We start from the raw sequence: 13,950 nt of genomic DNA on the forward strand, positions 1-13,950 counted from the left end.
CTTAGTTGTGGCATCTTATCAGCCCAAAATTGGTTAGTCTGCCTGGCCTACGCCAAAGCTCGGGCGAAATCAATCTTGCCGGAGGAGGCCAGGGGTGGAGCCAGCTGTGTCGACGGTGTTGGCTGAGGTCCCTTCTCAGCCTACAGCGTGGGGCGACTTCGAAGACTCGCGGCTTTTGCGAGGCTTTGAAGCGAGCCGGAAGCCCGCTTCTCAGGCTGGAGGTGGTCCCCATAGCAGGCGGAACCCCTGGCAGCCGCAGGCAACTGGTTTCGACTAGCGTTCCAGCGCCTAGTCGTGGAGCGGTAAGGCGGCCAGCACGAATGACCATTTATTGAATATACTTCGCCAAGAATTCGCGGACCTTTTGCGTGTAGCGCTTAGGTGAATGCGACAGGGATGCGGCGTGCGCAGCGCCGGGGACCACCAGCAATTGCTTAGGCCCGGCGTCGGCGCGATAAACCTGGTACACCATCTTCGTGGGCACGAAGGTATCTGCGCCCCCGTGAATGAACAGCATCGGCTTGTGATTGCGTTTGACCGCGGCGACACTGTTGGCGTCCTTGAAGTAAAATCCTGCCCGCAACTTCGTGACCAGACTGGTCAAGGGTACCAGTGGCCAGTGGGGCAAATTGTACATTTGCTTGGCTTGATACGTGATTTCTGCGTCGGCATTGGTGTAACCGCAGTCTTCAATGTAGGCCTTGAGTTGTCGCGGCGTCTTTAAGCCACTGGTCATCATGGTCGTGGCGCCCCCCATCGACACGCCGAACAAGACCACTTGCGACTGCGGCCCCTGTTTGGCGATGACCTGGTTGACCCATTTCAAATAATCTCGGCTCTCATAGTGGCCGTAACTGATGACCTTCCCCTGACTTTGCCCCTGACCGCGGGTGTCCGGAATCAACGTGTTGTAGCCCAGGTCATGGAACATGCCGGCGTAACCGCCCATGGCTTCCTTATTAGAAGCGAAGCCGTGGACCAGCACCACGGTCTTCTTGGTCGCCTTAGCGGCTGGAATGTAGTCGGCCACCAATTTCAAATTCGTACCCGCCGCCTTTTCCGTCCAACGATACTTGTGAACGTCTTGGTACCACTTCTTTTGGGCGTACAACGGATTGGATTTCTTCAACGGTTTGGCCGCCGCGATGAAGTCCTTCTTGCCACTCGCTACTGTCATGTTATAAAAATAAAAGCTGGCACCGATCAGGCCGCCCAGAATTAGAATTACCAAAATTCCGCCGGCAATCAGCCACCGTTTTCGTCGTTTACTCACAGTCCCTGTCCTCCTAAATTTCTCAATTCTCTCTCACTGGTAAGTATACGAAGTTCTTTAAGCCAGCGCAACGCCTATGAAGTTTGCTATAATGGTTTCAACTTAATTTGTAGGAGGGGTCGCTGATGACTTACGCTTTAACTTGGGATCTCGATTCACTATTTCCGGGCGGGATCAACTCCGCGCAATTGAAAACCAAGCTTACCCAGACGCAAAGTGCCATTGCGTCATTGGGAGACCTGTTAGACCGCTGGGACGCTGCGAGTGACGCACCGGCATATCACCAATTTGTTAAATTAATGACGCAACTGCAAAAGATCGCCGCTGCCCTCGGGCAAATGGGCATCTTCATTACCGCCGTCGGTTCAGCGGACGTGAACAATCCCGACGTTGCCCCGATGGAAGCCGAACTGCGCAACTTAGGCACTCAGGCCGATAACGTCAGTGGCAAACTGAAAAAGGTGTTGGTCCAAGTGCCCGACGCTAATTTCACCGCCATGTTGGCCACGCCAGCCCTCCAACCGATTGCGTTTAACTTAAAAGAAATGCGCGACGACGGCAAGGAACTGCTGGACGACAAGACGGAAGCTTTGATCAGTCGCCTCAATCTCGACGGCAAGGCTGCCTGGAGTAGTCACTACGATTCGCTAGTCGCCACCGTGACCGTGCCCTTCCACGACGCGGCCGGTAACGCGGTAACGTTGTCCGCTGGGCAAGCCGACAACAATCTGTTGGGCAACGCCGACCCCGACTACCGCGCCGCCTTACTGCCAGCCTGGGAACAGGCGTGGACGGATAAGGAACAGCTCTTCGCCGACACGTTGAACCATTTGGCCGGCTTCCGGTTAACGGAATACGCCGCCCACGGCACCACCGATTTTCTCCGGGAACCGCTGCGGGATAACCGGATGAGCGCCGCCACGCTCAACACCATTTGGCAAGTCGTCGACGATAACAAGCAATTCTTGCTCGACTACCTCGACCGCAAGGCGGCGTTGCTGGGGAAGAAGCACGCCGGTTGGCAGGACGTGGAGGCGCCTTTGAATCTGCCAGGTAGCACGCCCCATCAGTTCACCTATGACGAGGCCGCAGACTTCATCATCAAACACTACGGCGAATTCTCACCAAAAATGGCGGCCCTGGCCAAACACGCCTTTGAACACCGCTGGATCGAAGCCGAGGACCGCGCGGGGAAAGCACCTGGTGGCTGGATGGAAAGCGCGCCGGAAACCAATGAGTCACGGATTTTCATGACCTTCACTGGCTCGCCCAATGACGTCGCCACGTTGGCTCACGAACTGGGGCACGCCTTTCACTCCAGCGTCATCAGCGACCTGCCCCAATTGCGGCAAGATTACGCCATGAACGTCGCGGAAACGGCCTCGACCTTTGGCGAACTGATTGTCGCCGACGCCAACGTCAAGGCAGCCCAGACCGACGCGGAAAAAATTTCCCTGCTGAACGCTAAGATGGACAATCCACTGGCCATGTTCCTCAATATTCGGGCCCGCTACCTCTTTGAAACGCGCTTTTACCAACTGCGCCAAAAGAAGCTGGTCACGCCAGCCGAATTAAACGAACTCATGCTCAATGCGCAAAAAGAAGCCTTTGGCCATGACCTGTCGACGTACTCACCCCATCTGTGGGCTAGCAAGCTGCATTTCTACATCGACGAACCCGCCTTTTACAACTTCCCGTACGTCTTCGGCTACCTGTTTAGTCTGGGCATCTACGCCAAGGCGCAACAATCCGGCGATTTCGAGGACAGCTACATCGCCCTCTTACGCGATACGGCCAACATGACGACGGAAGAATTGGCGCAAAAACACCTGGGCGTTGATTTGACCCAGCCCGACTTCTGGCTAGCCGGTGTCAAACTGATCAAGCGCGACGTCGCCGACTTCATGCGCCTTACTGACCCGCTGGTGAAGTAACGCTCCTGGCACCACGTTTCCAACAGACCGACCTTTGGCTCGACCCGTCCGCCCACCGCGTTCCGGCCCGTATTTGGCGCCACGGTCAGACGACCAGTAAACTTTCCCTTAAAAACCACAGAGAGTGGTATAATAGTCTTAATCAAGACTAGGAAAGAAACGGGTGAGTGAAATGTTTCCAGAACGACTTCGGGCCTTACGGCGAGGCCAACATATTACTTTGGGTGAGCTGGCCGCGGCGCTAAACGCCCTCCCAACCGAGGCGCATACACGCAAGAATACCGCCTCACAACTGGGTAACTGGGAACGCGGCATTCGGACCCCGTCCTTCATGGAAGTGCGCAAGCTTGCCGAATACTTTGACGTCACGATGGACTACCTCACGGGGAAGGCCGAACGTGACGAATACGATTTGGGACGCCTCTTCTTGTCCGGCAAGCAACTGAGCTTTAACCGGGAACTGTTGAGCGGCCAAGACCGTTATGAAATTTACCAATTGATCGATGGCTACCTGCATGGCCGGGAAAACCGGACCACCACGTCGTCACCGAACCAACAAGAGGAACTGGATCTACATTTAGACGACCATTAATCAGGGGTCGGCTGGTCAGCGAACCTGCTAACCAGCCGGCTTTTCTTGTGGGTCGCCCTACTCTTACTAACGAAATCCCCGCGCGATTTGTGACCCGTTTGCGGTCGATTTAAACTTTTCTTAGTATTTCTATCAGAAAGGACCTTTACTGTGAATCCGAAGAAGCTGCAAAAACTCAAGAAAAAAGTCCGCCACGCCCCGTTGAGTCAGCGCAAAACGACCTACATCGAGCGCATGACGGCCTACTACCACCAATTTAATGATTACCCGGCCATCAAAATTTTAATTAGCAACGTTCTGTTAGCTGATCGGATGCTGGCGGCGGGTGACTTGCCCCAACAGTTGCCGCTCTTACAATTGCCCGACGACAGCCAAGACCAGGTCTACCGCAAGCTCAACGAAAGCTACCCCGCGGGCGACGCGACCGGCGACCGGCTCTGGAATGAACTGACCGACGCACTGCCGCGCTTAGACCATGACCTGCGCTCTTTCCGTGATTATTTAGAAAATCATTATGGGATGTGGGCCTACACGTCGGCACCCTTTATCAGTGACTTGGCCAAGTTCGTTGGCGACCGATCCGTGCTGGAAGTCATGGCGGGCAACGGCTACATTTCCAAAGGCCTGCGTGACAAGCACAAGACGGTCTTCGCCACGGATAGTCAGGCGTGGACGGCGGAAAATGAGACTGGCCGTCATCCCCTGACCACTATCGAACCCCTCTCCGCATTGGACGCTTGGGCCAAGTACCAAGACCAGGTGGGCGTGGTCGTCATGTCGTGGTCGCCGGATGGCTTGCCGCTGGACTGGGAACTACTGCAGGCGATTCGCCAATCAGGAAAGGCCGTCGACTTCGTGGTACTGGGTGAACCCCATGGTGCCACCGGCTCAGCTGACTTCTGGGACCACGCCGACTTGCTAGAAAATAAGGCCACTCGCGATTTGAACCGGCATTATACGCCGATCGACCTGATCCAAGACCACGTCTTCTTGGTCAAATAACCCCAGAAATGTAATATTACATTCACCATTCATCTATTTACCCCTGTTGGGTGTTTTGCTATGATATGACAAGTAATAGGCATACAGGGAGGAACCATTGATGGTCGCACTGGGGAATATTTTATTTTACGGCTTGGGCACCTTGCTCCTGCTCGCGTTAGGTTACGCAGCGGTCGCCAGCTACCAAGCTCATCGCAATGATGAAGAAAATTAAAAATGAGGTTAGAACCTGCCGGCTGGCAGTGATTCTAACCTCATTTTTCGTTGCGTAGCTAAAGATTGAAAGTGGCATTGATGTGCCAGTTCTTGGAGCAACAGCGTTCTATCCACTTAAAATTAGTGAAAACGGGAGCTTGCGTTGGGCAGAAGTTAGCCGACAATTTAATTTTCGTCAAGGTCTAAATCGGTTGTTATTGCCGCACATTCTTGTAGCCAGGAGTCCGCCAAATATGGGTTCAGCCGTGGGAGTTGCCTTAGCGGCGCGGTTCATGCTGCTTAGACAACTGGCGTCTTTGAGACGTGACCTTCGGCTCAAAGCGAGGCCGAGACCGCTTCTCAGGCTCGGTCCGGTCCGCCCACCGCGTTCCAACCCATAGTTGGTGGACGGGAGGTGGCCAGCATAGACTACGTTTCAGCTACTGATATTCCGCCCAAGTCAGTACCAGCGTTAACAACAGCATCAGCCCGACGGCCACGGCATGCCAGCGCTTGTTGCCCACAAAGATGGCAATGTATTCGCGCAAGATAGCGTTAGGCAAGAAGAATTTGGCCGTGTGCGCGCCGATACCGTTGGCCTTTAACCCGGCCTTACGCGCAATCATCCCCGCCCGAAACGTGTGGTAGCCGTTGGTCACAAAGGTCACCCGTGGCTTGGCGGGTCCGTGTTGGGCAATGATTCGTTGTGAAAAGACCATGTTCTCGTAGGTCGTCTTGGACTGGTCCTCAGCAATTGCATGGTCAGCGGGCAGGCCCTTAGCCAAGGCATAACGACGCATGGCCACCCCTTCGGCCACGGTCTCGTCGCCACCCTGGCCACCGGAGAAAATCATCATTGGCGGCCGACCGGTCTTGGCCAGTTGCTTACGGTAAAACTTCAGGCCGCGGTCAATCCGTTGGCCCAACAGTGGTGAGACCTCGTCGCCATTTAGCAAGCCCGCTCCCAGCACAATTAAATAATCCTGCTTATAGCGGGGATGATTAAATTGATAAATGAATAGCATAGTCAGGTAATTGTAAAACCAAAATAACACGTAGAAGATGACCATCGCCGGGAATAAATTTAACACGGTCGCCACCGGCACGGGCAAATATAGCGTGGACAACCGCGTCACAAACGGCGCTAGTAAAATGGCGATACCTAAAATCAGCGTCAACATGTTGGCCAGCGTATGGCTCTCCCGCTTCCAGACGATCCACGCATTCCACAGCAACAAGAAGGCCTGCAGGGCAAAGACCACCCCAATCAGCAGCAGTAACAGCACGAACAACGCGAGGCTGATGACGATAAGCCATTGGTTATTGGTCCCCAGGATGGTCACGGCCAGCATGGTCAAAAACGAATAGAAAAATAGCGAAAACCAAATGCCATTGCCTAGCCGCCGTTTCTCAATGCCATAACTGATGGCAAAAATCAGGCCAAAGCTCAACGGCACCACCCACCCCAGGTACACGACTCCGGGAATATCAAATAATTCATTTTGCATTGTTTCCAAACCCCTCTAATCCAGGATGTCATCGCGTGATTCACGCCACAACGTAACCCTAGAATAGCATAGTTTGCCACTAACCACCGGTAAATTTGGCCTAAAAAACGAGAGTGGGACAAAAGGTGGTTAGCGGGTTTCGGCCATTTAAAGCTGGTGCCTGAAGGTTGAAAGTATCACTAACGCGGCAATTCCCGGAACGACAGTGTTTTATCCACTAAAATTAGTGAAACCAGGAGCCTGCGTCAGCCAGAGATTCCGCCTGCTATGGGGGACACCTCCAGCCTGAGGGGCGGGCTTCCGGCTCGCTTGAAAGCCTGGCCAAGACCGCCAGTCTCTCAAGTCGTCCCACGCTGTAGGCTGAGAAAGGACCTCAGCCAACACCGTCGACACAGCTGACTCCACCTCTGGCTGCCTCCGGCGGGTTAGCGATGACCAGCAACCTTGTCTTAGTTAAAGACTAATTGTCAAATCAGCCGCTACCTGTGGCTAAACCAAACGTTACTAGCACATACCTTAGTAGCCGGGAGTCCGCCAAATATGGGTTCAGCCGTGGGAGTTGTTTTAGCGGCGCGGTTCATGCCGCTTAGACAACTGGCGTCTTTGAGACGCGACCTTCGGCTCAAAGCGAGGCCGAGACCGTCCCTCAGGCTCGGTCCAGTCCGCCCACCGCGTTCCAACCCATAGTTGGCGGACGGTAGGCGGTCAGTTCTCGCTACGAAGCTGTAACCGACTAATTTTTTCATCATCAGTCGCACGGTGACAATGGTTCTAGCTGATTTCCGGCTTTCAACCTTCAGCTGGTACCCCAAAAGGCGTTTGCCCCAAACAAAAAAAAACGCCCAACCAGTCAAAGACTGATTGGACGCTTTTACACAGCATTCGATTGCTCGAATGGATCTATCTCGGAATCCACATTCCCTCAAGATCAGACACGTCACAAATCCGGTGACATCTGTGCCCTGCTGACAAATTCACCTAGCCGCTTGCGCGGACGCTCCTTGCAAGCAAGGGACGCGTGATTTCTCGACTCATCGCATAGGAACAATACTACCACATGACTGCGGTGAGTTCAAGCTTATTTGGTTTTCTTAGTCGTGGTCCGCTTAGCCGCTGGCTTCTTGGCCGGCGCCTTCTTAGCTGTCGTCTTGCGCGTTGTTTTCTTAGCGGCCGGTTTCTTGGTGGCCGTGGTGTCTTCAGCGGGCTTTTTTACGTCCATTTCTGCCTGATTAGCAGCGGCCGTCTGCAGCTTTTCAATCTGGAGCTTCAACCAGTCATGGAGACTTTCATCCGCCACTGCGGCTTGGTCCACGTAGGTCGTTGCCGGTGCCAAGGCATCGATGCGCAGACCAGAAACGTTGATGTCTGGCGTTTCAATGACGGCGTAGACGTTGATATCTGCTTCGTCATCCGTTTCTAAAATCTTGCCAATCGTCTTACTATCCTGTAGCGGCAGGTTGATGACGCTCATTTCCAACCGCACTGACACCGCCGTATCGGTCAATTTCAGTTCCGCTTGGGCAAGCCGGTCCTTGCCAATCTGTTCGCGGATAAATGCAGCCAGTGGTGCCATCGCCCCGTCTGGATCTTTCTCAAAGTCCTTTTCAGTGGTGTCCACCGTGAAATGTTGGATTTCATCAGCTTCGACCGCGTCAATAAAAGTTTGAATTTCACGTTTCATTCTCTACACCTCATTTTTTAGCAGCAAATCGCTTGCGGTCGGCGATCTTTTGTTGCCGTTGCCGTAACCGTAATGCCAGGACCAACCAGTAGGCATTGCCCACAATCAGCGCCAGGCTGTACGCTGACATTAACATTTTAATCATGACGCTAGCGCCACTGTCCATCCACATGTTGAAGAGCACGCTGATGGGCGACAACGTGTACAGCGCAATGACCAGCCCCATCAAGTAAAACGACGGGTGCCAATCCAACGCTGCCAACACGATGGGAATCACGTACAGCACGAGCGCAATCAGCGTGGTCCGCAAAAATTCACTCATGGTCATTTGGACGTTAGTCGAGTCAACAAAGGGCCGCGACATTAAGAAATTCAGAATCACAAAGCCGACCATGGAAATGATGGCCCAGGCAATTACGTTACGATCTTTCATTTTAAAATAAACTCCTCAAATAAATTCAAAAAATAAAAGACGCAGTCAAACCGACCACGTCTTAGTCAATTCCATTCTATTCTAACTTATTCCTGCTAGAAAATCAGCTAATCGCCGAAAACTAACGGGAATCTAATCAACTAACAAGTCCAAAACGTCTTGCTTGTCGATCCCGTTGAAGTACAACTGGGTGTTCACGCTGTCCAGGACCTTGCCGACATTTTCGCGGTCATAACGCACACCAGCCAGCTTGTCTGCCAGTTCCGTTGCGTCAGATGGTCCGAAGAAGTCACCGTAGAACTTGATGTTCTTGATCTTGCCGTTTTCAACTAACAAACGGGCATCAATGGTCCCAGCCGTAAAGTGCTGACGCTTCTTGACCGTGAATTCTGGTGAGTTGCCGTAGACCCAATCCCAGTTGCTGTAGTAATCATTGTAGATCTTGTCAATGGCAGCCTTTTCGTCGTCTTCGATAACGACTTCCTTGTCCTTGATGGCATCCAGACTGTCCACGTGGAACAATTCCTTCAGCAAGGTGTCTCGGAATTCTGGCACCGTTAAGTTTTGATATTCCGGTGCTAAGTAAGGCTTCAAGTTCGTGACCCGTGAACGGACTGACTTGATTCCCTTAGACTTCATCTTGTCTTCTGGCACGTTCAAGGCATGTGCGATCACGTCTTGGTCCACGTCGAGCATCAAAGTTCCGTGAGAGAAGGTCTTGCCGCTGTGCGAGTACATCGCGTTACCGGAGAACTTCTTGCCGTCAACTAAGATGTCGTTTCGGCCAGAGACTTCAGCAGTCGTGGCACCCATTTGGTGTAAGGCATCGACGATGGGTTGGACGAAGGACTTGAAGTCCCCGAACTCTTCGCTATCGCTATCAACCACGAAGCTGAAGCAAAGGTTCCCGAGGTCTTGATAAACAGCACCGCCACCCGATAACCGACGAGTGACCGTAATATTGTTTTCCTCAACGTATTTTTGGTTGATCTCTTCCAACGTATTTTGGTTGCGACCAACGATGATGCAAGGTCCTTCATAGTAGAACAACACTAATGGTTCATCAAATTTCTTGTTGTTCATTAAGTATTGTTCCGTTGCTAAATTGTGGCGAATATCGTGTGATTTCATGGCATACCAATACATAACCCAAAAACCCCTTTCAAATTAACCAACCCGGGGCCGTCCCATACGGTAACTTTCCCGGTTACTTTAAATCATAGCACGAGTTGTAATCGATTACAATTCAGCTTACAAACCGCTGCCATACCGTGAAAAAATCCGGTAACTCACCGGCATTTCCCCAGTCATTTGCGCCAATTCCGGTGGCATTTTTCAGGTTAAGCACCGAAAAAAATCGTCCAGGTTCACCCCGGGCGATTTCCAACGACATTAATGGTGGCCGTAACCACCATCCCTTATCTATACCTCTATTATACCCGCTTCATTTTCAGAAGGGCAGCAAATTGCTCACCAACGCAGCATTTAATCATGGTTAATTAAGCGGCGGAAGAATCCGTGTTGATGGAGATCCTTTTTGAGGTCCGTCATCGTGAACTGGTGATAGAATTTGCGATAATCTTCATCAGCCAACGTGAAGAGATCCGTCAACGTTTGCGAAATGTTGGCGGAGATATCCGTGTTGTCACTCGCTTTGGTTCCCTTGGAATCCCCAGTAATGAACCGCGCGTAACTGATTGTGGGCGGGATGGTCAGGTCATACAGTTCGCCCACATTAATATCTGTCAGGTCACGGACCAACTGATACCCCCCGTTCTTCCCAACAGAGCCTTCAATATATCCCTGTTTATGTAGGACGGAGAGAATGTTGCGAATCATGACCGCATTCAGTTGTAAGGATGTTGCCAACTCCCGGCTCGCAATCTTGCGGGGACGATTCTCGTCCAGGTAGAGCAAGCTGTGGACCGCAACAGAAAAGTCTAATCTCATCGTTCAGCCATCGCTTTCAAAAATTCTGTAGTTATTACTGGTATCATACCACATCTTGTGAAATCAGACGACGTTCCCCGCCATCACCTAAGTATTTTCTCATTCAGAATATACATGCATATTGTTTCAAGGAAATGTATAGCTTAACCCTGTAAATCACTAGTTTGATAACCAGATTGTCCAACTATTTACTTTCAAGTTAAATTTTTTATCATTTTGTCAATTGTCTGCGATGATTGATATAACAAAGTTCGTGAAGATTCTATGAAGACTTAATGGCAAAATAATTCAAATTTGGGGTTGTAAATGAGAATTTGATTAACTATAATCAAACACAATTATTGTTAAGCACCGAACTGAATACGGAAAGATGTTTATTCACCGGGCTTTATGCAAAAATGAGAGATATATTAGAATTAACATTGGGGAGGGATTTCCGTGACGACCACATCAAACTTTTTAAGTATTAAAGACGTCAGTACGGCTTTCAAGATTGATGGCCAATTCTACGACGCCATTTCTCACATTGATCTCCAAGTCCAACGTGACGAAATTCTCGCCATTGTCGGTGAATCAGGTTGTGGTAAGAGTACGCTAGCCACTACGATCATGGGGTTGCATGACCCCCACGAAACCAAGATTTCTGGTGAAATTGATTTTGAAGGTACCGACCTCTTGCAGCTGGATGACGCTGGCTACAATCAATTCCGCGGTGCCAAGATTGGCATGATCTTCCAAGATCCCCTATCTGCTTTAAACCCGCTTAAGCGCGTTGAAGACCAGATCAGCGAGGTCATGGATTACCACACCGACCTGACTAAGGAAGAAAAACATGACCGCGTCTTACAATTACTCGACGAAGTTGGCATCGTCAATCCTAAACGAACGGCTCATCAATTTCCTCACGAGCTGTCCGGCGGGATGCGTCAACGGGTCATCATCGCCATCGCCATTGCCTGCAAGCCGGACCTCATCATCGCCGACGAACCGACCACGGCCCTGGACGTCACGATTCAAGCACAGATTTTGGATGTCTTACGGGCAATCCAAAAGGAAAACCACGCCGGCATCATCCTGATCACTCATGATTTGGGAGTCGTCGCCGAAACAGCTGACCGGGTGGCCGTCATGTACGCGGGGCAAATCGTCGAACAAGGAACGGCAGAGCAGATCTTCAATACGCCGGAACATCCTTACACCCGTTCGTTACTCCGGTCCATGCCACAACGGGATAACGAAAACGATGACCTCTATGTTATCAAGGGCAATGTTCCTTCACTTCAGAAGATGCCAAGCACCGGTGACCGGTTCGCTCCCCGAATTCCGTGGGTGCCCGCCGATGCCCATGAAGCCAATCCAACCATGCATGAAGTGACTCCGGGACACGAGGTCCGTTGCACCTGCTACAAGCACTTCAAATTTCCAGATGAGAAGGGGAGCGTGACCGCATGAGCTTAGTTGAAATCAAAGATTTAAAAGTCCACTACCCCATTCGGACAGGCTTCTGGAACCGCATCACTGATTCCGTCCGGGCCGTAGATGGCATTACCTTTAATATCGAAGCCGGCGAAACTTACGGGCTGGTCGGCGAATCTGGTTCTGGTAAGTCAACCACTGGTAAATCTGTGGTGGGTTTGGAAAAGGTCACCAGTGGATCGATTCTCTACAAAGGTGTCGACATTACCAAGAAGGCCAATCGTTCGCGGCTCGACTACAACCGCGACGTTCAGATGATTTTCCAAGATTCCCTCTCGAGTTTGAACCCGCGTAAGCGAATCGAAGACATCATCGCCGAACCGCTCCGTAACTTTGAACACCTCAGTAAAGATGAAGAAAAGCTGCGGGTCTTACAACTACTAGATATCGTTGGTCTGGATGCCGATGCCCTTTACAAATATCCCCACCAATTCTCTGGTGGGCAACGGCAACGGATTGGCGTTGCCCGTGCGGTGGCGACCAACCCCAAGCTCATCATTGCCGACGAACCCGTTTCCGCACTGGACTTGTCCGTTCAAGCTCAGGTGCTGAACTTCATGAAAAAGATTCAACGGGAATTTGGCATTTCGTACCTCTTCATCTCCCATGACTTAGGGGTCGTCCGGCACATGTGTAACAACATTGCCATCATGAACCGGGGCCGTTTAGTCGAGATTGGGACGCGTGATGACATTTACAATCACCCGCTCCACATCTATACGAAACGCCTACTGGCTGCCATTCCGGAAACCAACGTGAACCAGCGGATGGCTCACCGAGCTTCACGACTAGCCGTTGAAAAGATTTATCAAGAACAACAGAGTAAATACTACGATGAAAACGGCGAGGCATTTCCGTTGATTCAGGTCAGCCCCACCCACTCGGTGGCTCTCCCTGAAACGATTGCCAAACAACTTGCCAGCCAGGAAGGGGAGGTGCAGGCCTAATGTGGAAAACGATTCTCCGTCGTATCTTAATCATGATTCCCGAAGTCATTATTCTCAGTATTCTGGTCTTCCTCTTGGCCAAAGCGATGCCCGGTGACCCATTTACCGGTTCCATCAATCCCAAGGCTGACCCGCAACAGATCCATCATTTGATGAAGATCAACGGGTTGTATGACCCGTGGTACCAACAATACTGGCACTGGGTCGTCCACTTGTTCCACGGTAACTTAGGGAACAGTTATCAGTACCAAGAACCCGTGACGCGCTTGATTAGTGGCCGGGCAGCCAACACCTTATGGCTGGCGCTGTTCACCATGATTCTGACTTACGCGTTTGCCCTCCCCATGGGTGTTTACGCCGGGCGGCACGAAGGTAAATTACCTGACACCATCATCCGGTTCTACACCTACGTGACCTACTGCATCCCCTTCTTCGTTATCTTAGTCTTAGGTATCTGGATCTTCGGTTACGTCTTCGGGTGGTTCCCCACGACCGGGTCAATATCCTCGTCGGCAAGTGGCTGGCTAAGCACTATCGGTAGTCGTTTCTACCACATCCTCTTGCCGGGGATTCTCGGGGCATTGTTTGGGACCGTCAATATCGTCCAATACCTCCGTTCCGAAGTCATCGATGCCAAAAGTTCCGATTACGTGCGGACAGCCCGGTCCAAAGGGGTGCCTAGCAAAGACATTTACCGGCACCACATTTTCAGAAACTCGCTGCTGCCAATTGCCGCATTTGCCGGCTACTCCATCACCGGGTTACTGAACGGGTCCATCTTTACCGAAACCGTCTTCTCTTACCCCGGGATGGGACTCCTCTTCGTGAACTCCATTAGCTACCGGGATTACACGGTCATCACCGCACTGGTCCTGATTTACGGGATTCTGAACTTACTTGGCACATTATTATCTGACATTATCTTAAGTATCGTTGATCCACGAATTCGAATCGAATAA

The 13,950-nt window shown here is 51.5% G+C and carries 12 protein-coding genes; 6 read left to right on the top strand and 6 right to left on the bottom strand.

Features of this window, described 5'->3' with window-relative positions; translation table 11 throughout:
* Positions 1 to 328 precede the first annotated feature (328 nt).
* Complete coding sequence (locus tag EKM83_RS04865; RefSeq protein ID WP_125575507.1) at positions 329 to 1,273, bottom strand: alpha/beta hydrolase; 945 nt, start codon at positions 1,271 to 1,273, stop codon at positions 329 to 331.
* Between the two features lie 125 nt (positions 1,274 to 1,398).
* On the opposite strand from EKM83_RS04865, the gene EKM83_RS04870 reads away from it, so the two are divergent.
* From EKM83_RS04870 to EKM83_RS04880, 3 genes are all read left to right on the top strand, one after another.
* Positions 1,399 to 3,207: a M3 family oligoendopeptidase gene (locus tag EKM83_RS04870; protein ID WP_125575508.1), complete on the top strand. Its 1,809-nt coding sequence runs from the start codon at positions 1,399 to 1,401 to the stop codon at positions 3,205 to 3,207.
* A gap of 172 nt (positions 3,208 to 3,379) precedes the next feature.
* Positions 3,380 to 3,799, top strand: a complete 420-nt coding sequence (locus EKM83_RS04875) for a helix-turn-helix domain-containing protein (RefSeq protein ID WP_125575576.1) — start codon at positions 3,380 to 3,382, stop codon at positions 3,797 to 3,799.
* 150 nt (positions 3,800 to 3,949) lie between these two features.
* Complete coding sequence (locus EKM83_RS04880; RefSeq protein WP_125575509.1) at positions 3,950 to 4,801, top strand: SAM-dependent methyltransferase; 852 nt, start codon at positions 3,950 to 3,952, stop codon at positions 4,799 to 4,801.
* A 635-nt stretch (positions 4,802 to 5,436) separates the two neighbouring features.
* Here the strand turns inward: EKM83_RS04880 and EKM83_RS04885 are convergent.
* The 5 genes from EKM83_RS04885 to EKM83_RS04905 all read right to left on the bottom strand — a co-directional run bounded on the left by EKM83_RS04885 (position 5,437) and on the right by EKM83_RS04905 (position 10,568).
* A complete protein-coding gene (locus EKM83_RS04885) occupies positions 5,437 to 6,504 on the bottom strand; it encodes a YdcF family protein (RefSeq protein ID WP_125575510.1) in 1,068 nt (355 codons plus the stop codon).
* 1,078 nt (positions 6,505 to 7,582) lie between these two features.
* Positions 7,583 to 8,185: a hypothetical protein gene (locus EKM83_RS04890; protein WP_225418621.1), complete on the bottom strand. Its 603-nt coding sequence runs from the start codon at positions 8,183 to 8,185 to the stop codon at positions 7,583 to 7,585.
* Positions 8,186 to 8,195: 10 nt separating this feature from the next.
* The gene (locus EKM83_RS04895) at positions 8,196 to 8,618 is read right to left on the bottom strand and encodes a hypothetical protein (protein ID WP_125575511.1); all 423 of its coding nucleotides are present in this window, start codon (positions 8,616 to 8,618) and stop codon (positions 8,196 to 8,198) included.
* A 132-nt stretch (positions 8,619 to 8,750) separates the two neighbouring features.
* Entirely contained in the window at positions 8,751 to 9,764 is a 1,014-nt protein-coding gene (locus EKM83_RS04900; protein WP_125575512.1) for a lipoate--protein ligase, read from the bottom strand.
* Positions 9,765 to 10,103: 339 nt separating this feature from the next.
* Positions 10,104 to 10,568 carry an Rrf2 family transcriptional regulator gene (locus tag EKM83_RS04905; protein WP_125575513.1) on the bottom strand — a complete coding sequence of 155 codons (465 nt, stop codon included), beginning with the start codon at positions 10,566 to 10,568 and terminating at the stop codon, positions 10,104 to 10,106.
* Positions 10,569 to 11,006: 438 nt separating this feature from the next.
* Here EKM83_RS04905 and EKM83_RS04910 point away from each other — a divergent pair, with 438 nt between their 5' ends.
* Genes EKM83_RS04910 through EKM83_RS04920 form a run of 3 tightly spaced genes read left to right on the top strand, consistent with a single transcriptional unit; the run spans position 11,007 to position 13,950 of the window.
* Positions 11,007 to 12,020 (top strand): ABC transporter ATP-binding protein, encoded by a 1,014-nt coding sequence (locus EKM83_RS04910; protein ID WP_125575514.1) that lies wholly within the window; start codon positions 11,007 to 11,009, stop codon positions 12,018 to 12,020.
* A complete protein-coding gene (locus EKM83_RS04915; RefSeq protein ID WP_125575515.1) occupies positions 12,017 to 12,991 on the top strand; it encodes an ABC transporter ATP-binding protein in 975 nt (324 codons plus the stop codon). Before EKM83_RS04910 ends, EKM83_RS04915 begins: the two co-directional genes overlap by 4 nt.
* A complete protein-coding gene (locus tag EKM83_RS04920; RefSeq protein WP_125575516.1) occupies positions 12,991 to 13,950 on the top strand; it encodes an ABC transporter permease in 960 nt (319 codons plus the stop codon). The genes EKM83_RS04915 and EKM83_RS04920 overlap by 1 nt, the downstream gene beginning before the upstream one ends.

Origin of the sequence: Levilactobacillus angrenensis (assembly GCF_003946085.1) — a bacterium.
Taxonomy (GTDB): Bacteria; Bacillota; Bacilli; order Lactobacillales; family Lactobacillaceae; genus Levilactobacillus; species Levilactobacillus angrenensis.